The sequence below is a fragment of the Mesorhizobium sp. P2_B5 genome (assembly GCF_056404775.1).
In genome coordinates this window covers 63,699-89,628 of the sequence record NZ_JBFUDJ010000006.1, presented here as the reverse complement: position 1 = coordinate 89,628, position 25,930 = coordinate 63,699, and the positions used below count along the sequence as shown (strand labels likewise).

At 63.0% G+C, this 25,930-nt stretch carries 30 protein-coding genes and 1 pseudogene; 8 read left to right on the top strand and 23 right to left on the bottom strand.

Going from position 1 to position 25,930, the window contains the following annotated elements; translation table 11 throughout:
* Positions 1-2: 2 nt before the first annotated feature.
* The gene (locus AC1D1N_RS20415) at positions 3-920 is read right to left on the bottom strand and encodes a fatty acid desaturase family protein (RefSeq protein WP_112560742.1); all 918 of its coding nucleotides are present in this window, start codon (positions 918-920) and stop codon (positions 3-5) included.
* A gap of 87 nt (positions 921-1,007) precedes the next feature.
* Between AC1D1N_RS20415 and AC1D1N_RS20410 the strand changes: the two genes are divergently transcribed.
* The gene (locus tag AC1D1N_RS20410) at positions 1,008-1,907 is read left to right on the top strand and encodes a LysR substrate-binding domain-containing protein (RefSeq protein ID WP_477350623.1); all 900 of its coding nucleotides are present in this window, start codon (positions 1,008-1,010) and stop codon (positions 1,905-1,907) included.
* Between the two features lie 42 nt (positions 1,908-1,949).
* Here the strand turns inward: AC1D1N_RS20410 and AC1D1N_RS20405 are convergent, their stop codons facing one another.
* From AC1D1N_RS20405 to AC1D1N_RS20370, 8 genes are all read right to left on the bottom strand, one after another.
* Positions 1,950-2,222, bottom strand: a complete 273-nt coding sequence (locus AC1D1N_RS20405) for a DUF3303 domain-containing protein (RefSeq protein ID WP_436259061.1) — start codon at positions 2,220-2,222, stop codon at positions 1,950-1,952.
* Between the two features lie 19 nt (positions 2,223-2,241).
* The gene (locus tag AC1D1N_RS20400; RefSeq protein ID WP_112560739.1) at positions 2,242-3,705 is read right to left on the bottom strand and encodes a RimK family protein; all 1,464 of its coding nucleotides are present in this window, start codon (positions 3,703-3,705) and stop codon (positions 2,242-2,244) included.
* A gap of 2 nt (positions 3,706-3,707) precedes the next feature.
* Entirely contained in the window at positions 3,708-4,808 is a 1,101-nt protein-coding gene (locus AC1D1N_RS20395; RefSeq protein WP_112560738.1) for a peptidase C39 family protein, read from the bottom strand.
* Positions 4,809-5,013: 205 nt separating this feature from the next.
* The gene (locus AC1D1N_RS20390; protein ID WP_477350620.1) at positions 5,014-5,805 is read right to left on the bottom strand and encodes an anti-sigma factor family protein; all 792 of its coding nucleotides are present in this window, start codon (positions 5,803-5,805) and stop codon (positions 5,014-5,016) included.
* Positions 5,802-6,320, bottom strand: coding sequence for an RNA polymerase sigma factor (locus tag AC1D1N_RS20385; RefSeq protein WP_112560736.1), 519 nt, complete (start codon positions 6,318-6,320; stop codon positions 5,802-5,804). Before AC1D1N_RS20385 ends, AC1D1N_RS20390 begins: the two co-directional genes overlap by 4 nt.
* Positions 6,321-6,481: 161 nt before the next feature.
* Positions 6,482-6,898 (bottom strand): type II toxin-antitoxin system VapC family toxin, encoded by a 417-nt coding sequence (locus AC1D1N_RS20380; protein WP_477350618.1) that lies wholly within the window; start codon positions 6,896-6,898, stop codon positions 6,482-6,484.
* Entirely contained in the window at positions 6,898-7,140 is a 243-nt protein-coding gene (locus AC1D1N_RS20375) for a type II toxin-antitoxin system VapB family antitoxin (RefSeq protein ID WP_477350616.1), read from the bottom strand. Before AC1D1N_RS20375 ends, AC1D1N_RS20380 begins: the two co-directional genes overlap by 1 nt.
* Positions 7,141-7,186: 46 nt before the next feature.
* Complete coding sequence (locus AC1D1N_RS20370) at positions 7,187-9,940, bottom strand: DUF2339 domain-containing protein (protein ID WP_477350614.1); 2,754 nt, start codon at positions 9,938-9,940, stop codon at positions 7,187-7,189.
* Positions 9,941-10,186: 246 nt separating this feature from the next.
* On the opposite strand from AC1D1N_RS20370, the gene AC1D1N_RS20365 reads away from it, so the two are divergent.
* A complete protein-coding gene (locus AC1D1N_RS20365; protein ID WP_477350612.1) occupies positions 10,187-10,657 on the top strand; it encodes an NUDIX hydrolase in 471 nt (156 codons plus the stop codon).
* Positions 10,658-10,673: 16 nt separating this feature from the next.
* On the opposite strand, the gene AC1D1N_RS20360 is transcribed toward AC1D1N_RS20365, so the two are convergent.
* From AC1D1N_RS20360 to AC1D1N_RS20325, 8 genes are all read right to left on the bottom strand, one after another.
* A complete protein-coding gene (locus AC1D1N_RS20360; RefSeq protein WP_436259056.1) occupies positions 10,674-11,192 on the bottom strand; it encodes a PaaI family thioesterase in 519 nt (172 codons plus the stop codon).
* Between the two features lie 10 nt (positions 11,193-11,202).
* Positions 11,203-11,979: a DNA repair protein RecO gene (gene recO, locus AC1D1N_RS20355; protein ID WP_436259055.1), complete on the bottom strand. Its 777-nt coding sequence runs from the start codon at positions 11,977-11,979 to the stop codon at positions 11,203-11,205.
* A gap of 379 nt (positions 11,980-12,358) precedes the next feature.
* Positions 12,359-13,291: a GTPase Era gene (gene era, locus AC1D1N_RS20350; RefSeq protein ID WP_436259054.1), complete on the bottom strand. Its 933-nt coding sequence runs from the start codon at positions 13,289-13,291 to the stop codon at positions 12,359-12,361.
* Positions 13,288-14,004 (bottom strand): ribonuclease III, encoded by a 717-nt coding sequence (gene rnc, locus AC1D1N_RS20345; protein WP_352584961.1) that lies wholly within the window; start codon positions 14,002-14,004, stop codon positions 13,288-13,290. The genes era and rnc overlap by 4 nt, the downstream gene beginning before the upstream one ends.
* Positions 14,004-14,753 carry a signal peptidase I gene (lepB, locus tag AC1D1N_RS20340; protein WP_112560730.1) on the bottom strand — a complete coding sequence of 250 codons (750 nt, stop codon included), beginning with the start codon at positions 14,751-14,753 and terminating at the stop codon, positions 14,004-14,006. The genes rnc and lepB overlap by 1 nt, the downstream gene beginning before the upstream one ends.
* A gap of 95 nt (positions 14,754-14,848) precedes the next feature.
* On the bottom strand, positions 14,849-15,262 hold the full coding sequence (gene acpS / locus AC1D1N_RS20335; RefSeq protein ID WP_436259053.1) for a holo-ACP synthase: 414 nt from the start codon (positions 15,260-15,262) through the stop codon (positions 14,849-14,851).
* Positions 15,259-15,843: a DUF2062 domain-containing protein gene (locus AC1D1N_RS20330; protein WP_477350609.1), complete on the bottom strand. Its 585-nt coding sequence runs from the start codon at positions 15,841-15,843 to the stop codon at positions 15,259-15,261. Before AC1D1N_RS20330 ends, acpS begins: the two co-directional genes overlap by 4 nt.
* Before the next feature lie 261 nt (positions 15,844-16,104).
* Positions 16,105-16,485: a VOC family protein gene (locus AC1D1N_RS20325; RefSeq protein WP_436259051.1), complete on the bottom strand. Its 381-nt coding sequence runs from the start codon at positions 16,483-16,485 to the stop codon at positions 16,105-16,107.
* A gap of 43 nt (positions 16,486-16,528) precedes the next feature.
* Between AC1D1N_RS20325 and AC1D1N_RS20320 the strand changes: the two genes are divergently transcribed.
* Both AC1D1N_RS20320 and AC1D1N_RS20315 read left to right on the top strand, forming a co-directional pair.
* Positions 16,529-16,702 (top strand): type II toxin-antitoxin system HicA family toxin, encoded by a 174-nt coding sequence (locus tag AC1D1N_RS20320; protein ID WP_436261939.1) that lies wholly within the window; start codon positions 16,529-16,531, stop codon positions 16,700-16,702.
* Between the two features lie 5 nt (positions 16,703-16,707).
* Positions 16,708-17,110, top strand: a pseudogene (locus tag AC1D1N_RS20315) (type II toxin-antitoxin system HicB family antitoxin).
* A gap of 47 nt (positions 17,111-17,157) precedes the next feature.
* On the opposite strand, the gene pyrE reads toward AC1D1N_RS20315, so the two are convergent.
* The 3 genes from pyrE to rpoZ form a co-directional block, all read right to left on the bottom strand.
* Positions 17,158-17,736: an orotate phosphoribosyltransferase gene (gene pyrE / locus AC1D1N_RS20310; RefSeq protein WP_477350607.1), complete on the bottom strand. Its 579-nt coding sequence runs from the start codon at positions 17,734-17,736 to the stop codon at positions 17,158-17,160.
* A 25-nt stretch (positions 17,737-17,761) separates the two neighbouring features.
* Positions 17,762-19,993, bottom strand: a complete 2,232-nt coding sequence (locus AC1D1N_RS20305; RefSeq protein ID WP_192256693.1) for a RelA/SpoT family protein — start codon at positions 19,991-19,993, stop codon at positions 17,762-17,764.
* A gap of 127 nt (positions 19,994-20,120) precedes the next feature.
* On the bottom strand, positions 20,121-20,522 hold the full coding sequence (rpoZ, locus tag AC1D1N_RS20300) for a DNA-directed RNA polymerase subunit omega (protein WP_027045279.1): 402 nt from the start codon (positions 20,520-20,522) through the stop codon (positions 20,121-20,123).
* 331 nt (positions 20,523-20,853) lie between these two features.
* On the opposite strand from rpoZ, the gene AC1D1N_RS20295 reads away from it, so the two are divergent.
* Both AC1D1N_RS20295 and AC1D1N_RS20290 read left to right on the top strand, forming a co-directional pair.
* Positions 20,854-21,435, top strand: a complete 582-nt coding sequence (locus tag AC1D1N_RS20295; RefSeq protein ID WP_112560724.1) for a LabA-like NYN domain-containing protein — start codon at positions 20,854-20,856, stop codon at positions 21,433-21,435.
* Positions 21,436-21,447: 12 nt separating this feature from the next.
* Positions 21,448-22,098 carry a uracil-DNA glycosylase gene (locus AC1D1N_RS20290; protein ID WP_436259049.1) on the top strand — a complete coding sequence of 217 codons (651 nt, stop codon included), beginning with the start codon at positions 21,448-21,450 and terminating at the stop codon, positions 22,096-22,098.
* A gap of 9 nt (positions 22,099-22,107) precedes the next feature.
* Here AC1D1N_RS20290 and AC1D1N_RS20285 read toward each other — a convergent pair whose 3' ends face one another.
* Positions 22,108-23,121 carry a zinc-binding alcohol dehydrogenase family protein gene (locus tag AC1D1N_RS20285; protein ID WP_436259048.1) on the bottom strand — a complete coding sequence of 338 codons (1,014 nt, stop codon included), beginning with the start codon at positions 23,119-23,121 and terminating at the stop codon, positions 22,108-22,110.
* Between the two features lie 111 nt (positions 23,122-23,232).
* Here AC1D1N_RS20285 and AC1D1N_RS20280 point away from each other — a divergent pair, with 111 nt between their 5' ends.
* Positions 23,233-23,592, top strand: coding sequence for a winged helix-turn-helix transcriptional regulator (locus AC1D1N_RS20280; protein WP_436259047.1), 360 nt, complete (start codon positions 23,233-23,235; stop codon positions 23,590-23,592).
* A 16-nt stretch (positions 23,593-23,608) separates the two neighbouring features.
* On the opposite strand, the gene AC1D1N_RS20275 is transcribed toward AC1D1N_RS20280, so the two are convergent.
* Positions 23,609-24,082 carry an Lrp/AsnC family transcriptional regulator gene (locus AC1D1N_RS20275; RefSeq protein ID WP_112560722.1) on the bottom strand — a complete coding sequence of 158 codons (474 nt, stop codon included), beginning with the start codon at positions 24,080-24,082 and terminating at the stop codon, positions 23,609-23,611.
* 139 nt (positions 24,083-24,221) lie between these two features.
* On the opposite strand from AC1D1N_RS20275, the gene AC1D1N_RS20270 reads away from it, so the two are divergent.
* The gene (locus tag AC1D1N_RS20270; protein ID WP_477350603.1) at positions 24,222-25,133 is read left to right on the top strand and encodes a DMT family transporter; all 912 of its coding nucleotides are present in this window, start codon (positions 24,222-24,224) and stop codon (positions 25,131-25,133) included.
* Position 25,134: 1 nt separating this feature from the next.
* Here the strand turns inward: AC1D1N_RS20270 and AC1D1N_RS20265 are convergent, their stop codons facing one another.
* On the bottom strand, positions 25,135-25,863 hold the full coding sequence (locus tag AC1D1N_RS20265) for a glycoside hydrolase family 25 protein (protein ID WP_477350601.1): 729 nt from the start codon (positions 25,861-25,863) through the stop codon (positions 25,135-25,137).
* Positions 25,864-25,930: the final 67 nt, after the last annotated feature.

The window sequence follows — 25,930 nt, the reverse complement described above, 5'->3', positions numbered from 1 at the left end:
ATTCAGCGCAGCGTCTCGATGTATTTTTCGTGGAAGCTGACATAGCCGGGCTCGACCACTTTAAGATGCCGCTCTATCAGCTGGTGGAACGCCGGCAGCTGATGGAACGGCACGCCGGGATAAGCGTGATGCTCGGCGTGGTAGGGCATGTTCCAGGCAACCTTGCGCACCAGCCAATTGGTCAGCGTGGTACGGGTGTTTTCCAGCATGTTGGCGACGAGCGGGCAGCGACCGTGCTCGGCCAGCAGGTAAAGCCTGAGGAATGGCTGGCCGAGCAGCGCCGGCACGATCCAGACATAGAGCAGCACCGTCGCGTTGAACCAGAGCGCTAGTGCGGCGACTACGACATAGAAAGCGATCATGGCGCGGGCCTCAGCACGCACCTTGAGCAGGCCCTTCGGCGGCACGTAGCTATCTCGGCAGCCGCCGGTCGCGTTGGTGTAGAGCGTCTGCAAATGCCCCCACCACATCGGCAGGCCCGAGACATGGACGATGTATTGCCGCACCGTCTTCGGTTTCGGAAAGGCGAGTTCGGGATCGTTGTCGGGATCCTGGGTGAAGCGATGATGAGCGAAATGGAAGTAGCGGAACCAGTCGGCCGGCAGCGCGATCGCCAGGCTGCAGACCCTTGCCACGGCATCGTTGAGCCACTGTGTCTCGAAAGCCGTCCTGTGCACCGTCTCATGCAGCAGCGTGAACAGGAAGACGATGAGGATGCCTTGCGGCAGCATCAGCAGCGGCCAGTACGGCACCTTGGCCGCGATCAGCGCGCCGAGAACGATGATCCCGCCGAGGTGAAATGCGAGCTGGACCAGTCCCGGCCCGTTCGATTTGCCGGTCAGGCGGCTGCGCTGCTCATTGGTCAGCGACGCGATGACATCACGATGGTCTCTGGGTTCAGTCTGAGCCGATATGTTCATTACGCCACGCTACCCCAACAAGAAACCTTTCTAAAAACGAGGATTTCTGCAAAATAGATAAGCTAAGCTTATCTATCGGATCACCAAATGGCCGCGCTTCCATCCCTGAAAGGACTGCAAGCCTTCGAGGCGGCTGCACGCTCGGGGAGCTTTGCCGCGGCGGCGGAAGAGCTGTCGATCTCGGCGGCGGCCGTCAGCCAGCTTATCCGCACCGTCGAGGAGCAGATGGGCCGCAAGCTGTTCCATCGCGTCAATCGTCGCGTAGTGCTGACCGAAGCCGGCGTCGAGATGCTGCCGAGGCTGACCTTGGCCTTCCAGGAGATCGGCAGCATCGCGCGCGGCAGCGATGCCTTCCGCCCGCGGCTTGTCGTATCGGTGCCGCCGTCCATGGCGATGGGCTGGCTTTCGGAACGTCTCGCCGGCTTCGTCGCCAGCCATGGCGCCGTCGATATCTCGCTGCGCGGCGATGACGACCCGGTGCCGTTCGACCGTGAACTGATCGACCTCAGACTGTCCTTTGGTCCGCATTATCGCGAGCACCCGACCGAGGACATTGTCAGGGACGCCGTCTATCCCGTCTGTGCGCCTGGACTTGCCGCCAGATCGGAAAACCTGGCCGGCCTGCCGCTGATCCACACCGATTGGGGGCCGACCGGCGCGTCGTTTCCGTCGTGGCGCAACTGGTTCGAGGCGGCGGGCATCGAACCCGGCCGGGCAATCCAGCGCGGCCTGTCGGCGAACTCGTCGCGGGCAGCGCTCGACCTGGCCATTTCAGGGTTGGGCGTGGCGCTGGCACAAGGCATCTATTGCGCCAAGGCGCTGGAAGACGGCCGTCTGGTCCGGCCGAATGCCCTGTCGATCGCGCTGCGCCAGCCCTATTACCTGACGATCCCGGAGCGCAGCGCAAGGCGCGACGTGGTTGCGGCGTTTCGCAATTGGCTGATCGGGGAATGCCGGCGGTCGGTGGGTTCGCCGGCGCTCCGATGATGGCGTGCCCCACTCAGACATGGGCGGCGAATGCCGCCCCACTCAGAGATGGCTGGCCAAAGCGGCGACCATGTCCTTGCTCGTCGCCACGGGAATGATCTCGAACTCCACAAGGTCAGCCCATTCGATGACCCAGCGCTGCAGCAGCGTGACGTCATCGGCCTCGACCAGAAGGAAGCAGCGGCTCATATCCGCCGCGATCCACGAGTGGTGCACGACAAGCTCATCCGGCTTCAGGCGGCCGCGCTCGCCGAAGCGACGATAGATCTCCTTGCGATCGCAGCCGGTGAAATCCTCGATGACGATGAACTGCATGCGTCCCCCTCGCCTTGAATTACCGCCCGGGACGGTCGAGCCGTTCCAGGAACCATTGCGTCAGCCGCACCCAGACCTCGTCCTTTTCGCCGGAATCCTCCCAGCCATGATCGAGATTGGGGTTGTCGTTGACCTCGATGACGAAGACGCCATCCTTGGTTTCCTTGAGGTCGACGCCGTAAAGCCCGTCGCCGATGCAGCGCGCCGCCTTCACCGCCGTCTCGACGACATGCGGCGGCGTCTCTTTCAGCGTGAAGGTCTTGATGCCGCCCTGGTCGGGCTTGCCGCTGGCCTTGTGGTTGACGATCTGCCAATGTTTTTTGGCCATCAGATAGTGCACGGCAAACAGAGGCTGGCCGCCGAGCACGCCGACGCGCCAGTCATATTCGGTCGGAATGAATTTCTGCGCGATCAGAAGATCGGAATCCTCCAGCCACTCGGTGGCGAGTGTCTTCAGTTCCTCGAAGTTGCCGCATTTCTTGACGCCGCGCGAGAACGATGAGTCCGGGATCTTCAGCACCAGCGGAAAGCCCAGCGTCTGCGCCGCCAGTTCGAGGTCCGTGGTGCCGGCAATCATCACTGTCGGCGGCACCGGCACCTTGTTGTAGGCCATCAGTTCGTTGAGATAGACCTTGTTGGTGCAGCGGATCATCGACAGCGGATCGTCGATCACCGGCATGCCTTCCTGCTGGGCGCGGCGCGCGAAGCGGTAGGTATGGTTGGAGATCGAGGTGGTCTCGCGGATGAACAGCGCGTCGTAATTGGCGAGCTTGGCCAGATCCTTCCTGGTGATCGGTTCGATTTCGACGCCCATCTTTTCGGCGATCTTGGCCCAGTAGCGCAGCGAGGAAATCTCCGACGGCGGCAGTTCCTCATGCGGATCGACCAGCGTGGCGAAAGTGTAGCGCGCCGGAGTGCGGCCCTTGGTGTCACGCCACTCGCGGTTGGTGTAGGTCTCGAGCGCCTGCACGAAGAAGGCTTCTTCCTCCTCGGTCATCCTGGCCAGCGGCAGGAAGCCGATCTTGCGGATCGAAGCCCATTCGGCGCTGTCCTTGATGTGGACCTCAAGCGCCGGGGCGCGGAACCAGTCGAACAAAAGCTTGGCGAAGCGATCCCAGATCTTCGACGGGCCGATGCCGAAGAAGATGCAGACTTTTTGCGGAAAGACGCCGCCGAGATCCTTGCGGCATTTGTTGAGCGCCAGCTCCAGTTCCGGCAGCGCGTGCTCGTAGAGCTTGCGCTCCGACAGGTCGATCATCGTCTCGACCGTCGGGATGACCTTGTGGCCGCGCGAACCCGCGAGCAGGGAGGCATAGTAGCCGCGGCTCTGGTAGGCGTAATTGTTCGACAGGTTGATGACCTTCGGCTGCTGGCCGCGAAACAGCGCCGGATGCGCAAGATAATCACGGTTGGTGATGATCTTATGCGGCGTCGCGGCCTGATCGAGATCGTTCTGCCGGCCGGTGAGGATGACCCAGGTCATTGTTATCTGCGTTTCCCAAGAGTGATGGCGGCACGCAGTCCGTCGCGGCCGAATTGCGCCATGTTCATGAAGATGCCGTGCGGCACGGGAATGTTGGCGGCATCGAGGATGGTCTCCTGTCTTTCGTCCTCGACCCAGGGATCGTGGATGAGGATATGGTCGCCGTCATCGCCGATGGCCAGCACCCAATGCGGCACCTTCTTGCCGAACATCAGGAAACCGCTGATCAGCACCAGCACCAGTTTGCCTTCGGCCAAAGCGCCACGGATGTCGTCGATGGCGAATGGACGGTAATTCACCGGGATGCCGTATTGTTCCGCGCGGCGGCGAAAGTCGACCTGGGCGAGTTCCATCACCCGGCGCTTGTCCTCGCTGCGCACCGACTGCAGGAACAGCGCGCCATAAAAGGACACGAAGATTTCCGCCGCTAGCCCGTTTTCGTGGCCTGCTACCGCAAGGCCGAACGGCTCGCAGCCGCCAGGGCCTGACATCATGAACACCGTCGTCGCCTCACGCCACAGGCGGATTTCCATGACCGGATCGGGCACGAAGCCGGAATCGAAATTGGCCATCGCCATCATCAGGCAGCATGGGCCGCAGGTGAATTCGCAGGTCTGCTGGTAGAATGGCACTTTGGTGGCGACCGGAATGTCGCCGCGCAAGGTCTTCTCATAGCGCAGCGCCGTCTCGCCATCCTCGTAGTAGTGGGGTTCGCGACCGATCTTGCGGTAGCCGCTCTGCTCATAGATGCGGATGGCGCGAAGATTGTCCTCGCGCACTTCGAGGCGCAGCATCATGCGGTCGTGCTCGAAGGCGGCCTCTTCGGCTGCTGCAAGCAGCATGCGGCCGAAGCCGAGGCCGCTGAAAAACGGACTGGTGGCAAGCGAGTAGAGCCGGGCGACGCCGCTGCCCTTGCGAAACAGCACCACGGCGTAGCCGGCGACGCGGCCATCGCTTTCGGCGACCAGCATCTCTGCGGTCTCGCGTTCGATCAACAGGCGGAAGGAGCGCCGGGAAATGCGGTCACTGGAAAAAACCGCCTTCTCGATGGCGGCGAGGTCATCGACGTCGGACGCGCGGGCCTTGCGAATCTCGGCAGGCATGCGGGTTCAGAAAACCTCGATTGAGTGGGTGGAAAGCCCCGGTCGAACACGTCGCAAACATCAGCCGAAACGCCGATATCAGCCAAGCGCTATCGCACCTTGAATAGGGCCGAATTGTGACAGGTTCCGCCGCGAGTGGGCGATGGGAGCAGCACCGCGAAGTGCGCCGCCGCCCCCGTTGCACGACTGCGAAAACGGAATGCGCTCAACTGGCGAGGCCGGCCACTAGCTGGCCATAGGCGCGCTTGGCCACTGCCGCCAGCTGCTCGCGCGGCAGCGAACCGACGACTGCGCAGGCATAGCCCTTGTCCAGCCAGTAGACCGCCTCGGGACCGTCGGCGTCGGCCATGTAGGTACCCTTGGACTTGGCTGAGGAATCAGCGGTAACGAACAGGGAGATGCGCTGGCCCTTGGCGTCCTCGTAAAGCAGCATGGCGGCCTTGCCCTGGCCGGCGGGCAGCAGCCGGCCGCCAACCAGCTGGAAGCCCTCCGCCACCAGATCGGGCGCCACCAGCTTCAGGCCGACGCGGTTGGACAGCCAGGTCTGCAGATGATCCTTGTCGCTGGCCGGCACTTCCACCGCATGGCGTTGTTCGGCGGCATAGATGACATGGGCGGCGATAGCCTCCTCGGCCAGCTGGTCGTCTGCCCCGTCATCCCTGCCGATACCGTCGATGCCGGCAAAATAGCCGCCAAGACCGCCGACGACGAGCACCGCGGCCGCCGCGGCTGCAAGCCACCAGCGCGACTGCCGCGCCGCCACTTTGGTCGCGCCTTCACCGCGCACGATCTGCTTGAACAGCACCGGCACGGGCTCGTCGAGCACGCCGGCAAAGGCGGCGCGCAGTGCGGCGCGGTCGGCGGTGTAGCGGGCGCTTTTCGCCTTCATTTCGGGATTGGCGTCGATCCAGGCGTCATAGGCGGCGTGCTCGTCGCCCGGCAGTTCACCGTCGAGGGCCAGGTGGATATCGCGTTCGGAAAAATCGCGGCGGGTCATTTCTCGACGATCCTTATCGAGCGGCGGCGCGCGGTGTCGTCGAGCAGGCTGCGCAGCTCCTCGCGCCCGCGCGCTATGCGCGACATCAGCGTGCCGGCGGGCACGCCGAGAATGTTGGCGGCCTCGGCATAGGAAAAGCCTTCGATGGCGACCATGACGAGGGCGGCGCGGCGGTCGGGGCTGATCGCCTGCAGAGCGTCGATGATCTCGCGCGAGGCGGCATTCTCCGCCTGCTCGGCGGGGACTGCCTGCGCCTCGTTTGCGTCGAGCGGCAGGATCGCCGCCTCACCGCGCCGGTTCACCTTGCGCATCTGATCGATGAACAAATGATGCATGATCGTAAACAGCCACCTCCGGGGGCTTTCTCCTGTCTGCCAGCTCTCGAGCCGCAAGAGCGCCCGTTCGAGGCAATCCTGGACGAGATCGTCGGCGGAATCGCGGTCGCGCAGAAGCGAGCGTGCGTAGCGGCGCAGGCGCGGTATTTCACCAAGGATTGCTGCCTTCTTTTCGTCCATGACCGCTGGTTCTGAGGTCGCCCTTGTTTAACCAATTGAACGCGCCTTCCCGGCGCGGCGCAAGCGGCCAGCGCGAAGCGGTCCGCCGCCCCGGTCACCCAAGCAATGAGATAACGAGATGATCGGCCAAATTATTCCCGGCAATCAACAAGAAAGCCGAATTATCCCAAATCCGTCAGTGCGAAATCATTGCCCTTGTAGAGCAGCGGAAGATCGAGGCTTTTCGCGCAGGCATAGGCGAAACAGTCGCCAAAATTCAGATCCGCCCGGTGCCCAACGGCTTTGCCGTAACGGGCGCTGGCATCGATGGCGCTAGAGCCGATGTCGTCGTCGATGATCACACTCCCTCCGTCAATCTCCACGATGAACCGATCAAACAGATCGCGAGCATGGAGAAGGGCCTCGGCAGTGGGTTTGCGCGACCCCGCGCCGGCACGCGCCAGTGCCTGCGTTGCTTCGAAGCGCACCAACGGAGAAACGCAGAGCAAGCCCGAAAAACCGGAAAGCCGCTTGAGCAATTCCTCCCAGCCCGGCTCCTGGTTGAGAATTGCCACGATCACTGATGCGTCGACAAACATCAGTCTTCCCACATCTCGTCGGTGAATTTCTTCATGTCGAAATCGGGATTGGGTAGGCCGATCTTCCTGGCCTCGGTCTGCAGCGTGGCAATCCGGTCGCGCAGCGGCACCTTGGTGCGATTGCGTTCAAGTTCGTGCACGAGCGCAATTCGCACCGCTTCCGTTTTGCTCGGAGCGTTCGTCTCGCGCTGTAATCTGGCGGCCAGCGCATCCACTTCATCGTCACGGATATAGAGCGGCATATGAATATCCCCTAGAGGATATTCATATACCATCTTGCATATTCATTCAAGGCGCGGCGCTGCCCTCTTTCGCCGCCCGCGTCAGAAGCCGCTGGTAGAACAGGCCGATGCCGATCAGCACCGCACCCAGGCCGATGAAGGACAGCGCCCTGAGCACGCCTTCCAGCTCCGACATGTCGAACAGGAAGACTTTCACCACGGCAATCGCGATCAGCGCCGCCGAGGCGATGCGCAGCACCTGCGATTTCAACCAGACGCCAGCGGTGAGCAGCACGACGCCGATGACCAGCCAGAGCGCCGAATAGGTGTAGGTCTCGAGCTGGCCAAGGCCGCTCCACAGGCCGATGAACTCGCCCTTGAACACGCGCCTGACCGACAGTGTGGCGTAGGCGAAGACAAGCAGTGCCGCGACCACCGCCAGCATCTGCGCATACCATGGCGGCCGCTTGTACCTGGCATAGAGCGCCAGCCCGCCGGCGGCGATGGCCGGCAGCAGGTAGGCCAGGAACAACAGGTTGAACACCGGGATCTGGCCGGTCGTCTCGTCGGTGAACAGCGGGTTCAGCACCAGGAAATGCTGGAAGACGATGAAGGTGACCGAGACCACGCCGGCGGCCATCGAGCCGTAGCGCAGCACCGAGCTTGGCGAGCGCATGTCGATGGCGACCAGCATGGCGCCGGCGCCGATGGCGATCAGCGTGTAGATCGCCTGCTCGGCGAGCGTGACCGGGCCGGTGTCGATGACGCCGCCATGCATGGCGTGGCGCACCAGCATGGCGATGGTGAGCAGCGCGAACAGGGCTGCACCCGCCTCCATGGCAAGGCGCGGCCGGCCATTGGTGGTGCGGGCGAGTTGCCAGGCGGCGAAGCCGAAGGTCAGCGCCGGCACGCCGTATCCGGGTAGCAGCCAGTTGAACACCGGCGTCGTCGTCAGCGACCCGGCGCCGACGATGGTCGGATCGAAGGCAACGCGGCCAAGCACGGCGACGACCGCGCCGACCGAAATCCAGCCGAGCACCGGATAGGAGCGCCAGCGCGTCGCCAGCGCCGGCACGATGGCGGCAACGCCGGCGAGAATGGTCGTCCAGCCGGAACCGAAGGCCATATGCAGCATCAGCAGGCCGGCCAGAGCCGAGCCGCACAGCGCGAAGGAGACGGCGATGTCGCCCTTAAGTGGCGGCTGTTCGGCGCGCGCGATCCATTCGCCGCCGGCGGCGAAGACGACAACCAGAAGGGCAGCGACTGTGGCGTAGGCAAGATCGCGATCGAGATTGCCATAGGCGAGCCACAGCGTCAGCAGGATGACCAGCGGCGCAGCAACGCCCCATGCCGCCCAGCATGCCGCGCGAACCTGTGCGGTTGCGGCGAAGCGGCGTGCGGCCCAGAAACCGGCGCCGATGAAGACCAGGCCGAGACCGATGCCGATGTGCAGCGTCCACGGGTTTCCGGCGGCCACCGGCATGCCGTCAAAGCCTATGTTTCCCTGGGATATGTCCGAGCCGATGGTGGCGGGCGGAATAATGCCGAGATAGATCATCACGCTCACCACACCGGCGGCGTGCAGCAGCGGCAGCGCGCGCGGCCGGTAGAGTGCGGTGGCGACAAGGGCAACGAGGACGGTTGCGCCCGGCAAGGCGCCGCCGGCGGCGACAAGTGTCATGTCGACCGACAGGCCAAGCGCTGAAAACGCAACGAAGACGCCAGGCACGATCGAGGGCCAGTCGAAACCGTTCTTTGCAGTTTCCGCTTCGCCGCCACGACTGCCCAGCCAGACAAAGGCGAGCACTGCCAGCGTCACCGCGTCGATGAACAGGATGACGGCAAGGTCGGTGCCGGGCGCAGCCATCATGTAGGCGATGGTCCAGGCGCCGGTGCCGAAGAAGGCCGCCGCGATCAGGAATTTCCAGTCGCGCATGCGGGCGATCACCGCGGTGGCGGCAAGCACGATGGCGAGATAGATGAACAGCGCCCATGGGTTGGGTGCCTGCGAGGACACAAGCGCCGGCGTTGCCATTGAACCGACAAGGCCGATGCCGGCCAGTGCCTGGCCGTGGACGAGAGCGGCGACAATCGTTGCCACGCCGATGGCGCCGAGCACGGTGAAGGCGAAGGTCGGGCCGACGAAGCCGTAAACGGCATGGGCGGCATAGACCGTGCCGAACAGGATGAAGGCGCCGGCGGCCGTCAGGATCGCCGGGATGTAGGCGCCAGCCACTCCTTCCACCGGAACCTTGAAGCCCGTGCGGCGGATGAACTCGCCGCCGCCGATCAGCACCAGACCGAGCAATGCCGCCAGGGCCAGCCGCACTTCCGGGCCGAAAATGCCGGCCTCGATGGTGTAGCGGATCAGGAACAGGCCGCCCAAGGCCAGCGCGATGCCGCCGACCCAGACCGCCCATCGTGTGCCGAGCGCGGTTTCAACTTCGGACTGGCGAGCTGCTTTCGCGGTGGCAGCCGGCGCGGATCCGGTCAACGCCGCCTTGGCCGCTGCCGAAAGTTCCGGCACGGGCTCGCTGGTGGCCGCTTCGGGCGCCGCGGCCGGCGCTTGTGCCACTTCGGCTACTCTTGGCGAAGCTATGTCGGCAATCGCTGTGGTGGCCTCAGCGGCATCCGCCGGCACGCTGTCATTTGCGGCCGCCTCAACCGCCTTGGCAGCGGGCGCAGCAACATTCACACCGGACAGAACCAGGCTGCGCAGCGCGCCGAGTTCGCGCTCGATCAGGCTGATGCGGCCCTGCTGGCGCAAGACGAGGACGAACAGCACGACAACGACGACAGCGCCAATCAGGCTTTCAAACATGGCGGTTCCCCCAAACCAGGCCAGTTTTCACTGACAATTGCGGCGGCCACACGGCCACCCCAGACGGCTATTCAAGTCACGCCACCGCAATGGTGAGCGGAGAGAAATCATCGAGCATGTTTCGCCGGCAAATTCCAGCGGTCTACAGCCGTTATCCTCACCCATCATCCCGGATGGTCAGGAATGGCGCCGCCGCTACTTGCCAGGGACCCATGCTATCCTCAAATGAGCTACGAGGAAAATCTAATGCCGAAACGAAGTGCTGGATTGCTAATCCACCGGACAAAGGCCGGCATTCTCGAGTTTCTGCTCATCCATCCCGGCGGTCCCTTCTGGGCAAGGAAGGACGAAGGCGCGTGGTCTATCCCCAAGGGTCTCGTCGAAGAGAACGAGGATGAGCTGGCGGCCGCCCGGCGCGAGGCCGGAGAGGAACTCGGCGTCGCCATCGAAGGCGATTTCGAGCCTGTCGGCAGCTATCGGCAACCCGGCGGCAAGATCGTCATCGCCTGGAGCGTCGAAGCCGATGTCGACGCCGATGCCGATGCCGTCAAGAGCAACATGTTCACCATGGAATGGCCACCGAGGTCCGGCTCGATGAAGGAGTTTCGCGAAGTCGACAGAGCCGGCTGGTTTTCATTGCCTGAAGCCAGCCTCAAAATCCTCAGCGGTCAACGCGCCATCCTCGATGATTTCATGAAACGGCGCCAAGCCGGCTGAGCCAAAGCCGCCTTCCTCAGCGCGCCGCCAGATTGGCGGCTGGGAAGATCGAGCATGTCTCGGTGCCGAAGGCGAGCAATTTGCCCTGCGCATCCTTCAGCGTTGCTTCCGACACCGCCAGCGTGCGGCCTTTGTGGACGATCTTGCCCTCGCAGACCACTTCGCCGGTCTTTGGCGTGATCGGCCGCGTAAAATTCACCTTGAACTCCGCCGTCGTGTAGGCCTCGCCCTTCTCGAGCAGCGTCTGCACCGCGCAGGCCAGCGCCGAATCAAGCAGCGTCGCCGCCCAGCCGCCATGCACGCCGCCCAGCGGGTTGAGATGGCGCTCGCTCGGCATGCCGCGAAACACCGCCCGTCCCTCCGACACTTCGGTCAGGGTAAAATTCAGCCGGAAGGAAATCGGCGGCGCCGGATATTTGCCGTCGATGATGCGCTGCAAAAGGTCGAGGCCGCTGTATTCGTGCAGGTCGCCAAGCGGAATGGTGCCGAGGCCAAGCGGCGACACCCGGCCGGGATAAAGTTCGACTTCGCTCATATGATGATGCTCAGGTTGGGATTTCTGGGGCAGCGTGTGTTGTTGCGGCGGCCTTGCCGCCCGAATGGTGCTTGCGCAAGGCGGCGAGGAAGCCGGCACGCGCGTCGGGCTGTTCGATGCCGCGCGGCTCATAGACATGGCGGGTGAAGAAGAAACCGGTCAGCCGGAACGCATCCTCGAGTGCCGCCTGATCGGCGCGCAGACCAGAGCCGCGCTGCAGGAAGGCCGGCAGCGCCAGCATCTTGTCGCGCCACGGCGCGCCGGCCTGGCGCGACACGGCGCGGCCGGATTTCGGCGAGACATAGGCCAGATCCTGCCGGGCGCCAGTCGCCGCGCACTGGCTGAGATCGAGGCCGAAGCCGAGCTCGTCGAGGATGAGCAGTTCGAAGCGCGCCACCAATTCACCGGCGGCATCTGGATCGTCGAGATGGGCGATCATCACGGCCAGCGTCTCGTAGAGGCCGCCATGGGCGTCGCGCTCCGGCAGCAGCCTAAGATGCGCGGCCATGGTCTGCAGGCCGTAGACGGCCACCGCGCTGTCCATCAGCCGGGCGGCATTCATCTCGATCGCCTCGGCCTGAAAGATGCCGAGATGCTCGTCGAGGCGGGCCCGCCACAACAGGTCGACGCGGTTGCCGGGCTGCAGCACCGGCTGCTGCTTGCGCGAGCGGCCGCCGCGCACCAGGCCGAGATGGCGGCCATGCGCGCGCGTCATCACCTCGAGGATGGCGCTGGTTTCGCCATGCTTGCGGGTGCCGAGAATGATTCCCTCGTCGCGCCATTCCATGCCGGGAGCTTGTCACCGGATGCGTGGCGAAATCAAGGATTGGGCGGAGACGCGTGCGATCTGTACTGACATTGGACCGCCGACACACCGTAGAAATGCTACTATCGCGTGAAGTTCGTATGGTCGGCCAGCACCTCATCGATCACGCGCCGGGATCTTTCGGCCTCGGCCTGGTTGGCGTCGTGTCCGGCAACGGTGATCAGCGCCTTCCACAGCGTCCAGCCGCGGCCGCGTGCCCAGGTCGCTTCATCGACGTCGATATGTTCGCGAAACGTCTCCCGGCTTTCAGCCGGCGCACGAGACCGGTATCGATGGTCAGTTTTGGGTCACTCATATCGTCATCTCAAACTGCCGGGGCGGCAGTTCTAGACGACGAAGCTCAATGGGGAAACTCAAGCCCCATCTCGCGGTAGCGCTCGGGGTCGTCGCCCCAGTTCTCGCGCACCTTGACGAACAGGAACAGGTGCACCTTCTGTTCGAGGATGCCGGCTATCTCCATGCGCGCGGCCTGCCCGATGGCGCGGATCGTTTCGCCCTTGTGGCCGAGCACGATCTTCTTCTGGCTGTCGCGCTCGACATAGATAGTCTGGTCGATACGCACCGAGCCGTCCGGCTTCTCTTCCCATTTCTCGGTCTCGATATGGGAGGAATAGGGCAACTCCTGATGCAGCCGCAAATACAGCTTTTCGCGCGTGATCTCGGCTGCAAGCTGGCGCATCGGCAGGTCGGAGATCTGATCCTCCGGATAGTACCAGGGGCCGACTGGCAGCGCCTGCGCGAGGTAATCGAGCAAATCCTTGCAGCCGGAGCCGGTCAGCGCCGAGACCATGAAGGTGCGCTTGAACGGCACTTTGTCGTTTGCTGCCGCGGCCAAGGCCAGCAGCGCCTCGTGCTTGACCCGGTCGACCTTGTTGAGGATCAGCACCATCGGCTGGCGCACGTCTTTCAGCCGCTCGAGGATGGCATCGGCGTCGCCCCGGATGCCACGCTCGGCATCGATCAAGAGCAGCACGATATCGGCGTCCTTGGCGCCGCCCCAGGCGGTGGTCACCATCGCGGTGTCGAGTCGGCGCTTCGGCTTGAAGATGCCGGGCGTGTCGACGAAGACGATCTGTGCATTGTCGTGCGTGGCGATGCCGCGCACGATAGCGCGGGTGGTCTGCACCTTGTGGGTGACGATCGACACTTTGGCGCCGACCAGTTGGTTGACCAAAGTCGACTTGCCGGCATTGGGCGCCCCGATCAGCGCGACGAATCCGGAATGCGTTGCAGGAGCTTCCGCTGCCGAGGGCAAGTCTTCGCTGGCGGTCATGCCGCACTCCCTTGGTTGGCCCAGATGCCTTCGCGTAACAGAAATGCCGATGCCGCCGCTTCTTCGGCTGCACGGCGAGAGCCGCCCATGCCGCTTGCCGGGGCAAAACCACTGACCTTCACGGACACCGTGAAGACCGGTTGGTGTTCAGGTCCTTCGCGTTTTTCGATCGCGTATTCGGGCCTGACATCGCTGCTCTTGGCGATCCATTCCTGCAGGTCGGATTTCGGATTGGGCGGCTTTGCCACGACCTTTTGCGAGCGCGGCTCCCAGTATCGCAGGACGAATTGCCTGGCCGCATCGAGGCCGCCATCGATATAGACCGCCGCGATCAGCGCTTCGACCGCATCCGCCAGATAGTTTCCGCCCGAGCCGCGCGAGCGCGCCTTCAAGGCGGCGTCGGCGCGGACCAGATCTTCCAGCTGCATTTCAATGCCGATCTCGGAACATGTCCGCGCATCGACCAGGGCATTGAAGCGCGGCGCGATTTCACCTTCCGGCGCTTCGGGAAATTTTTCGAAAAGCAGGTCGGCAACGATCAGGCCGAGCACGCGGTCGCCGAGGAATTCGAGGCGCTGGTTGTTGCTGCTTGCCTTGACCGCACTGGAATGGGTCAGCGCGGTCTCGAGCAAGCGGACGTCCCGGAAGGAATGGCCGGTCCTGGCTTTCACCAAATCGGCCAGAGTTTCACCAGTCGGGCGCTTCAAAGCCATCAATTTACGAAATGGAACATGCGCGACAGGCGCACCAGCGACGGCCATTTCCAGATCTCGAGCGGACTCGCCTTCCCGGCAATCGAGAAGAAGACGATGTTGGCGCGGCCGACCAGATTTTCCGCCGGGACGTAGCCGACGCTCAGGCGGCTGTCGGAGGAATTGTCCCGGTTGTCGCCCATCATGAAGTAATTGCCGGGCGGCACGACGAACTCGCGGGTGTTGTCGGTGATCGAATTCGGTGTCAGGTCGAGCGTGTCGTAGCTGACGCCGTTGGGCAGGGTCTCGCGATAGACATCGACCGGCTCGGGCACTTCGGTGATGTCAGGATTTTGGATCTGGCCGGTCTTCACACGCGGCACGCCTTGGCCATTGATGAACAGCTGGCCGTCCTTCATCTGGATACGGTCGCCGGGGAGGCCGACGACGCGCTTGATGTAATCGAGCGACGGATCCGGCGGGAACTTGAACACCACCACGTCGCCGCGCTTCGGATCGGAGCCCCAGATGCGGCCGGAAAAAATGTCTGGACCGAACGGCAGCGAATAGCGCGAGAAGCCGTAGGACCATTTGGTGACGAAGAGATAGTCGCCTTCGAGCAAGGTCGGCCGCATCGACCCCGACGGGATCGAGAAGGGTTGGAACAGCAGCGTGCGGATGACCATGGCCAGCAGCAAAGCCTGGATGATGACGCTGACGATTTCGCCAAGCCCGCCGGATTTCTTCTCGGATTTTTCAGCCACGCTCATGTCGTCCTCGATTGTGCTTGGATGGTATAGAGTCTCGGCGCGCGCTGGGCAACGTCATGCCGGCGTTAGATATAATCGCCGGTCGTCAGAAGCAATCAATGTGGCGCTTGTTCGGCGGGCAGCGCCTCGATGATCACAAAGGCTTGAGCAAGCGGGAAATCGTCGGTGATTGTGAGGTGGATCGCCGCTTTGTGTCCTTGCGGCAGGATTTTGGCCAGCCGCGCAGCCGCCCCGCCGGTCAGCGCCATGGTCGGCTTGCCGCTGGGCAGGTTGACGACACCCATGTCGCGCCAGAACACGCCCTGCGCCAGGCCGGTGCCGAGCGCCTTGGCGCAGGCTTCCTTGGCGGCGAAGCGCTTGGCATAGGAGGCGGCACGCCCGCCACGGCCCTCGGAGCGGGCCTGCTCGACATCGGTGTAGATGCGCTGGATGAAACGCTGGCCATGCCGTTCCAGCGACTTTTCGATGCGTCTGATGTCGATCAGGTCGCTGCCGATGCCGATGATCATTCCGCCGGAACTTCTCGTCCGCCGTGGCCGGCTTTGTGTGCCCGTTCGGCCATGCGCTTGCGGCGCTGCTCGCGAAAGGCGGTCATGCCCCAGCGGGTGATGCCGTAGAAGATGAGCCCGAAGACCAGCCCGAGCGGCGCCGCGCCGATCAGCATCGGCTCCAGCACCGGGTGCCACAGTTTGGCAAACGACAGCGTGTACATCATCTCACCAAGATGCGCAGGCGGTCCGTTCTTGGGCAGGCGTTCATGCAGGATCAGCTTGCCGACTTCCCAGGACGCCCCCCACAGCAGCGGGAAAGTCAGCGGATTGCCGAAGAATACCGCGCCGAGGGCGGCGGCCACCAGATTGCCGGCGATTACCCAGCAGAGCACGGCGGCGACGGCGAAATGGAAGCCGAGTGGAAAGAAGGAGGCGAACACGCCGGCCGCGACGCCGGCCGCCACTGCGTGTGGCGTGGCCTTCAGCCTGAGGATGCGCTTGGAGAAATACTGCAACGAGCGGGAAAACGAGCGGCGTGGCCATAGATAGGTACGCACCCGCTCCAACAGGCCATCAGGCTTGCGGCGTCGAAAAAGCACTCTGTTTCAATTCCCGTTCAGCAACGCCCCAACCATCCCAGGCCGGACGCGATAGGTCTATCTTGCGCTTCGAGGGCGCAGAAAGGCAACAACGACTTTAATATAGCGACTGCCTTGCCGCGGACAACGAAACGCCGCCGTGCTGGTCTGCCGCAGTCCTGTAAAAAAGCGCTATTGGGGCGAAACTGAGGACAACCTCAGGTGAGAGGTTAGATGACGACGATAAGGCCCGCCCGCGAAGACCATGCCGAGGCGGATAGACTATTTCCGATATTCGCTGACTTCGACCAGATTGCCGTCCGGATCGCGGAAATAGACCGACATCATTGGGCCGCGAGCGCCGGTACGTTCGACCGGACCGACTTCTATTGCCACGCCATTGGCCTCCAGGCTGCCACAGATCTCGGCGAGCGGCCTGGCGGCGACCAGACAGAAATCGCCGGACCCGGCCGTCGGCGTCCTGGCTTTCGGCTCAAAAGTGCGACCGACTTCATGCAGGTTGATCTTCTGCGACCCGAACAGCAGAGCCGTCGGCCGGTTCGGCGCGTCGAGACGTTTCAGGCCTAGCACGCGCTGATAGAACGCGCAGGTGGCCTCCACCGAGCGGACCGTCAGCACGAAATGATCGATACCGGCGATCATAGTGTTTTTCCCTTATGCATGTCGTTGCTCCAAAACCGCCGACATGATTGTAAAGTTGGTTGCTGATGGTTGGTTTGAAGTTGCTCGAAAAGGCAGTCATGCTCAATTCAAGCACCACGACAAACCGGGACGGGTCACCGTACCACACCCCAAACGAGACATACCAATCGGCACCCTGCGCAGCATCGGAAAACAATCCGGACTGAAACTGAGGTGAGAACCATGCAGCAGTATATCGGACTTATCCATAAGGATGCTGAGAGCGACTTTGGCGTCTCTTTTCCTGATTTTGCCGGCCTGGTTACGGCGGGTGAAGACTTGGACGACGCCCGAGGCATGGCCGAAGAAGCCCTTGCCTTCCATATCGAAGGACTCGTTGAGGACGGAGAGGCTATTCCGGAGCCCTCGTCTCTGGCTGAGATTATGGCATCAGCGATCAATCGCGATGGCGTAGCTATTCTGGTTGGGTGAAAACCGATGCCAAAAAAAGGTGGTGCGAGTAAACGTCACCCTACCGGCTGATGTTCTTCAACGGATCGATGCGTTTGCTGAGGCTCACGGCTATACGCGATCTGGTTTTCTCGCCAAGGCGGCGGAGAAGGCAATGCAGGAACAGGCTGCCTGACTTTCATTGCGGAAGGTCCAGCGCACTGTTGGGCGAGATGCATTCCCTCAGATGTTGCGGCTGCCGGGCTTGATCGCCGGGATGGCGGCCAGTTCCGGCGGCAGGCGGTCGGCGGGATAGGCGGGCACTTCGTATTCGGCGAGCGCGATCAGCGGCACGCCGACATTGGTCTTGCCGGCCGAGCGGTCGATGATGCAGGCGGCGGCCACCACTTCGGCGCCAAGCGCGCGCAGGCAGTCGATGGTCTCGCGGATCGAGAGGCCGGTGGTGACGATGTCCTCGACGATGACGACGCGCGATCCCGGCGCAATCTCGAAGCGGCGCAGCCTGAACTCGCCGCCTTCGCGCTCGACCCAGATTGCAGGGACGCCGAGATGGCGCGACGTCTCGTAGGCCGGGATCAGACCGCCGATCGCCGGACCGACGACGTAGTCGATCTCGCCCGGCACCGCCTTGCGGATCTTTTCGGCCAGCGCTTTGCACAGGCGCTCGGTCTTGTCGGCATGCATGAAGACCCGCGCCTTCTGCAGGAAGATTGGGCTGCGCAGGCCTGATGTCAGGATGAAATGTCCCTCGAGAACAGCGCCCGCCTCGCGGAATATGCCCAGCACTTCGTCCGTGTTCATCCTGCCTGTCCCGAAAAACTAGTGGTTAACCGTTGACGCGCCGCGCATCGCTGACGCTCGAATTGTCCTTGAGCTGCGACAGCAGCCGGTTGAGATGCTTCAGATCCCAGACTTCGAGATCGATCAGCATTTCGGTGAAGTCGGGCGCGGTGCGCACCATCGACAGCGTATGGATGTTGGCGTCGTTCGAGGCAACCACCTGGGCGATGTCGGCCAACGACCCTGGCGCGTTGATGGCGGTGACCGAGACGCGCGCTGGAAAGCGTTCCTTGGTCTGCTCGTCAATGTCCCAGCGCACGTCGATCCAGCGCTCCGGCTGGTCGTCGAAGGCCTGCAGCGCCGGCGACTGGATGGGATAGATGGTGATGCCGGTGCCGGGCTGGACGATGCCGACGATGCGGTCGCCGGGCACGGCTCCTTCCGGCGCGAAGCGCACCGGCAGGTCGCCTCGCACGCCGCGGATCGGCACAGCGCCATCGCGCGGCTGGTTCTTGTCCTTGCGCGCGGCTCGCGTACCGGGCATCTGGAACAGCATGCCGGCGGCGTTGCGGATCTTCGACCAGCCCTCCTCGCGCTGCTTGGGGGCACTGACGGTGACGCGCTCGTCCTTGTAGTCGGGAAAGACCGCCTTCATGACGTCGGTCGAGGCAAGCTCGCCACGCCCGACGGAGGCCAGCACATCCTCGATGTCCTTGCGCGCCAGCCGGTGCAGCACCGGCTTCAGGTTTTCCTTGGTGAACGTCTTGCCGGCGCGTTCGAAAGCGCGCTCGAGGATGCGGGCGCCGAGACCGGAATATTGCTTGCGGATGGCGTTCTTGGTGGCGCGGCGGATGGCCGAGCGCGCCTTGCCGGTGACGACAACCGATTCCCAGGCAGCGGGCGGCACCTGCGCCTTGGAGCGGATGATCTCGACCTCGTCGCCGTTCTTGAGCTCGGTCATCAGCGGCATGATGCGGCCGTTGACCTTGGCGCCGACGCAGGTGTCGCCGACATCGGTGTGCACGGCATAGGCGAAATCGATGGGGGTAGCGCCGCGCGGCAGCGCGATCAGCATGCCTTTCGGCGTGAAGCAGAAGACCTGGTCCTGGAACAGCTCCAGCTTGGTGTTTTCGAGGAAATCTTCCGGATTGTCGCCTTCGGCCAGTTGCTCGATGGTGCGCCGCAGCCAGGCATAGGCGTTGGTCTCTTTTGAGATCGTATGGGCGGCACCGTTGGTCTTGCCGCCGGTGTCCTTGTAGATCGAATGGGCGGCGACGCCATATTCGGCGATCTTGTTCATCTCGCGGGTGCGGATCTGCAGTTCGACGCGCTGGCGCGAGGGGCCGACGATTGTGGTGTGGATCGAGCGGTAATCGTTCTGCTTCGGCGTCGAGATGTAATCCTTGAAGCGGCCGGGCACCATCGACCATGTCGTGTGGATGGCGCCGAGCGCGCGGTAACAATCTTCGACGCTGTCGACGACGACGCGGAAACCGAAAATGTCGGAGAGCTGCTCGAAGGACAGCGCCTTGGCCTCCATCTTGCGAAATACCGACCACGGCTTCTTCTGCCGGCTCTTCACGCCCGCGTTGATCGCGTGCTTCTCAAACAGCGCCGACAGCGCCTTCTCAATGTCGGTCAGCACCCCTTTGTTGCGCTCGAAGATCTCGGCAAGCCGCGCGGTAACGGCGCGGTAGGCTTCCGGATTGATGAAGCGGAAGGCGATCTCCTCCAGCTCCTCGCGCATGCCTTGCATGCCCATGCGCCCAGCGAGCGGCGCATAGATATCCATCGTCTCCTCGGCGATGCGCAGGCGCTTGGCCTCGGGCATGTGGTCGAGGGTGCGCATGTTGTGCAAACGGTCGGCGAGCTTGACCAGAAGGACGCGCACATCCTCCGAGATGGCCAGCAACAGCTTGCGCAGGTTCTCCGCCTGCTCGGCCTTCTTGGAGACGAGATCGAGCTTCTTCAGCTTGGTCAGACCCTCGACCAGTTTGCCCATTTCGGGACCGAACAGATCGTCAATCTCGGCCCGCGTCGCGGTCGTGTCCTCGATCGTGTCGTGCAGCAGAGCGACGGCGATCGTCGCCTCGTCCATGTGCATTTCGGTGAGGATGGCGGCGACTTCGAGCGGATGGGAGAAATAGGGATCGCCGGACGCGCGCTTCTGGTGGCCATGCTTCTGCATGGCGTAGACATAGGCCTTGTTGAGCAACGCCTCGTTGACGTCAGGCTTGTAGCGCGCGACGCGCTCGACAAGCTCATACTGACGCATCATGGGCGGGTTCTCGCGGTGCTGAAATGATTGATGCGCCGCACTAGCGTACGGCGCATCTCATAGATAGCCACGAAACTGACGGGACGGAAGTGCCGGAACCATATTCCCGGCAGGTCCAGAGCGCCGCCTAGTAGTCGTCGCTCTTTTCTGGCGGTACCAGGCCTTCGATGCCGGCCAGCAAGTCTTCCTCGGTCATGCGATCGAAGGTGACGTTTTCTTCGGCGTCGTCAGCATCGGTTGCCGCGACTGCGCCGCCGGTCTGGTCGGCGATCGCCTCGCCGTCGGCTTCGGGCTCGTCGACCTCGACATGCTTCTGCAGCGAGTGGATCAGATCTTCCTTGAGGTCGTCGGGCGACAGCGTCTCATCGGCGATCTCGCGCAGCGCTACGACCGGATTCTTGTCGTTGTCGCGCGGCACGGTGATCGGCGCGCCCTGGCTGATCTGGCGGGCGCGATGGCCGGCGAGCAGCACGAGCTCGAAGCGGTTGTCGACCTTGTCGATGCAGTCTTCAACGGTTACGCGGGCCATTGATTGCCCCTTTCATGCCTGGATTTGATGGAAAACAGGCGCGGTCCATAACCCGAACGCCGCCAAAATACAAGCATTATGGCACTGTGACCTCATGGGCCGACCAATACCGGTTTCGGGCGCCGATGAATGCCTTGCCGGCGAAGCCTGCCCACCGGCGACGATACGGCCCTGATCACAATTGCTTGCAGTCGGCCCAGGCACCCTTGGATTGCCGTAAAACTGGCGCTATCTCGGTTGACGAAAGGTCAGCCGGTTTATTTACGAGCCGACCGATATATCAGACCCATTTCGATTAGTCCGCCACCTATTTCGAAAAAGGAATATTGCCATGTTCGACCCCCGTGAAAAAATCGCTCTTTTCATCGACGGCGCCAATCTTTACGCCACCTCGCGGGCACTCGGCTTCGACATAGACTACCGCAAACTGCTGTCGAGCTTTCAAAAGCGCGGCTATCTGCTGCGTGCTTACTACTACACCGCATTGGTCGAGGACCAGGAATACTCTTCGATCCGCCCCTTGATTGACTGGCTCGACTATAATGGCTTCAAGGTGGTGACCAAGCCGGCCAAGGAATTCACCGACTCGACCGGCCGCCGCAAGATCAAGGGCAACATGGACATCGAGCTGACCGTCGATGCGCTCGAGCTTGCCGATGTCGTCGACCACTATGTCATCTTCTCCGGCGATGGCGATTTCCGCACGCTGGTCGAAGCGCTGCAACGGCGCGGCCGCAAGGTCTCGATCGTCTCCACCATGGCCTCGCAGCCGCCGATGATCTCGGACGATCTGCGCCGCCAGGCCGACCACTTCATCGACCTGACATCGCTGAAGAACGAGGTCGGCCGCGATCCATCCGAACGGCCGGTGCGCCGGCCCGAGCCGGCCGAGGTCGACGAGGAAGACTATTGAGAAGCGGTCGCCTTGAACGCCGCTTCCGAACCCGACCGCGACTGCCCACTCTGCCCGCGCCTGCATGATTTCATCGCAGACTGGCGGCAGCGCGAGCCGTCCTGGTTCAATGCGCCTGTGCCGACCTTCCTGCCGCCAGAAGGCGACGGCGCCGTCGAGTTGCTGATCGTCGGGCTGGCGCCCGGCCTGCGCGGCGCCAACCGGACGGGGCGGCCTTTCACCGGCGACTATGCCGGCGACCTGCTCTACTCCACACTGATTGCGCACGGCTTTGCGCGCGGCGAGTTCAAGGCGCGGCCCGATGACGGCTTGCTGCTGGTCGGCACCGCGATCACCAATGCGGTGCGCTGCGTGCCGCCAGAGAACAAGCCGGTTGGCGCCGAGATCGCCACCTGCCGCAGTTTTTTGGTGCCGACGATTGCGCGCTTCCCCAGGCTGCGTGCAGTGCTGGCGCTGGGTTCGATCGCTCACCAGTCGACGGTCAGGGCGCTGGGCCAGCGCGTCGCCGCCTATCCATTCAAACATGGCGGCCGGCTCGAGGCCGGCGCTGTTACGCTGTTTTCCAGCTACCACTGCTCGCGCTACAACACCAACACCGGCGTTTTGACGGAAGCCATGTTCGTCAAGGTTTTCAGCGACATCGCGGAATTCCTGCGGACCTAACGCCTCCTCTCAGAACCCCTCCAGCACAATCTTGCCCTTGGCCTTGCCGGTCTCGATCAGCGCATGGGCGCGCTTCAGATTGGCGGCATTGATAGGACCAAACGTTTCGCCCAAGGTGGTGCGGATGGTGCCGGCGTCGACAAGCCGTGCCAGTTCGTTCAGATGTGCGCCCTGCGCGGCCATATCAGGCGTTTCATACAGTGAGCGGGTGAACATCAGCTCCCAGTGGACCGAAACGCTCTTGCGCTTGAACGGATTGATATCGAGCGTCTGGGGGTCGTCGATCAACCCGAAACGGCCCTGCGGCGCGATCAGTTCGACGATCTCGGCCAGATGTTTGTCGGTGTTGGTCGTCGAGAACACAAAGGCCGGGGCGCCGATGCCAAGGGCGGCAACCTGGGCAGCGATCGGTCTGGAATGATCGATGACATAATGAGCGCCAAGGCCGAGCACCCAGTCGCGGGTTTCAGGCCGCGATGCGGTGGCGATCACCGTCAGATCGGTCAGTTGGCGCGCAAGCTGGACCGCAATCGAGCCGACGCCGCCGGCGCCACCGACAATCAGGATGGCGTTTGCGGCGCCGATGACAGGCTTCTTCACGTCAAGGCGGTCGAACAGCGCCTCAAAAGCGGTGATCGCCGTCAGCGGCAACGCCGCCGCTGGCGCGTAGTCGAGCGAACTCGGCTTGCGGCCGACGAGGCGCTCGTCGACGAGGTGGAACTCGGCATTGGTGCCCTGCAGCGGAAGTGCACCGGAATAGAAGACGTCGTCGCCGGGCTTGAACAGGCTGGCGTCCGAACCCGTGGCGACGACCCGGCCGGCGGCGTCCCAACCAAGCACGCGCCAGCTTCCGGCTTCGGGTTTGGCACTTTTGCGGATCTTGGTGTCGACCGGATTGACCGAGATCGCCTTCACCTCGACCAGCAATTGACGGCCCTTCGGCTCCGGCTTGGGCAGGTCGATATCGACGAGGGACGCCTCATCGGTGATGGGGGCTGGGATTTGATAGCCGACGGCGCGCATTTTTTGTCTCCGCGATTGCTGTTGAGCGTTGTCTGGAGCACAAATGCAAACTATGTGCGACGAGCGCAAGAATGCACATATAAAGCATATAGTGTCGAAAAGGATACCGTCATGCCGCGCATCCGCCATGAGCGATTCGATTGCAGCCCCGGCTGTACCGTGGAGGGAACGCTGCGCTATATCGACGGCAAATGGAAAGGCGTCGTGCTCTACCATCTGTTGGAAGGCACAATGCGCTTCAACGAGATACGCCGGCGCATTCCCAACTGCACCCAGCGCATGCTGACCAACCAGCTGCGCGAACTGGAGATGGACGGACTCATCGCCCGCAAGGTCTATGCGCAGGTGCCGCCGAAGGTCGAGTACAGCCTGACCCCGCGCGGCCAAAGCCTGGAGCCGGTGATCACCGCCCTGAAAGTCTGGGGCGATGCGAATGTGACGCTGGCGCCTGAGGTCTCTCGAGCCGCCTGACTTCAGGCGGTCCGTCTCACACCGGCAGCAGCGCGTCCGGCTTCACATCCGATATCGACGCATAGGTGTGGGTTTCCCGGACACCCGGCAGCGGCAGGATCACGCGCTTCAAAAAATCCTGATAGGCGGCCATCTCGGAAATGCGCGCCTTCACCAGATAGTCGAAGCCGCCGACGACCATGTGGCACTCCAGCACTTCGGGGGCTTTCGCCACTGCCTCGGCGAAACGGTCGAACACATGCGGCGCTGCCTGGTCGAGTCTGACTTCGATGAAGACGAGCGTGCCCCGGCCGATCTTTTGCGGATTGAGCACGGCCCGGACGGCAGTGATGAACCCGTCACGAAACAGGCGCTTCACCCGCTGGCTGGCGCCGGTCGGCGACAGGCCGACTCGGGCTGCGAGATCGAGCGTGGTGCGGCGACCGTCCTCCTGCAGCAACCGCAGCAGGCTGCGGTCGATGGCATCAAGCTGACCGGATTCATGATTCACGTTCGTAGCGCCCCTGTTGTGTGATTTTCACTTCCCAATTGCGAAAACAGCATATTTTGTCGCACCATTTTCAACAATAGGCTGCGCTTTAAATGAGAGCCGCTAGAGGAAGAAACCTCCGCCGGCAGGATCCAACGGGATGAGAATGCGCGCGGCAAAGGACCGAAACACGAAGCCGGCAATTCTTGCCGGCCTGGCCATGATCGGCATTTACGCCTTGCAGTTCGTCGCCGCCCGGTTCAGCCTGCGGGAGCATCTGACGGCGACCGATCTCGCGACCTTGCGCTTTATCGGCGCCGGCATGGTCATGCTCCCGGTCGTCTGGAGAAGCGGCCTGGCGACTATCAGGGCATTGGGCTGGAGACGTGCCTTGACGCTGGCGGCGCTGGCCGGACTGCCCTACCCGATCATCATCAATTGGGGCCTGACCTATGCGCCCGCCGCGCATGGCGCGGCACTTTGCCCTGCCTCGATCGTGTTCTTCTCGTTCGTGCTGTCGCACATGGCTACGACTGATAAAGCCTCGCGCCAGCGAACCGTCGGCGTCGCCGCCATCATCGCCGGGCTGACCCTTTTCATCGCGCCGGTGCGCCCCGGCAGCGGCGTGAAGGATGTCCTGTTCGGTGATCTTTTGTTCATCGCATCGGGCGCAATGTTTGCCGCCTATGCCGTTCTCGTGCGGCGCTGGCGCGTCGATCCGGTCACGGCGACCGCAACGGTCGTGCTCCTGTCATGCGTGCCGCTGCCATTGCTCTATTTCTTTGCCCCGAGCGGGCTGCGCGCCGCATCAGCGGCCGAGATCGCAAGCCAGATCGTCATTCAAGGGTTTTTGGCAGGTGCGGCCGCCATGTTCCTCTACACCTATGTCGTCCGACAGCTGGGATCGCAAACGGCATCGCTGTTCATGCCATGCGTGCCGATCGCAACTGTCCTGATCGCCATGACGGTGCTCGGCGAAACGCCGACCGGCACCCAGTTCGCCGCCATCGTGATCATGGCTGCGGGAATGGCCTTTTCGGCTGTTGCCAGACCTGCGGCCAAGACTGCCTGATTCAGGGCGATGGCGATGGTTGTGCAGATGGTGCAAACAACTCAGCCAGCGTTTGCTGCCCGCCCTGCAGCACATTGAGGTCGACATCGCCCTCGATGCCGTCGACGCGGCCCATATTGTGGTACTGCCAGTAGATCCAGCCGTCCTCGCTCGGTTTGATCGCCAGCGAGCGCAGCCAGCGCCGACGCACAGCTATCTGTTCGGCATAGGCGTCCTCAGCCTCGTCGGTCAGGTAGATGATCGCCGGCTTGCCGAACGCGGCTTCAACCGGCCCGAGGAAGGCCTGGAGTTCCGCGCCCAGCTGTTGTGGCGACGGGCGCTGCGGGCAATTGCCGCCGAATTCGATGTCGACCACCGGCGGCAGCAGCGGCTGGTCGTGCGGCACCACTGCAATGAAATTCTTCGCCTGGTCGGCGCCTGGCCGGCAGAAGGTGAAAAAGTGGTAGGCGCCGACCGCAAGGCCGGCCGCACGGGCCTCGCGCAGGTTTTTGGCAAAGGCATCGTCGACATGGTCGCCACCCTCAGTCGCCTTGATGATGGCGAAAGCGACGTCATCGGCCGCAACGCGCCGCCAGTCGATCTCGCGCTGATGATGGGAAACGTCGATGCCCCTGACCGGATAGCTGTCCCGATCCGGCGAGAAAGTCTGGAAATACAAGAAGCCGCCTGCCGCGATGAGGCCCACAACGACCAGACTGGCCGCACCCCAAAGGATGATCCGGTTCTTCAAGACCATCCCCTGTTCATCGTCGTGGTTGATTGGTCGAAACCCTTGAAAGCCAAACCGTTGGCTTTTC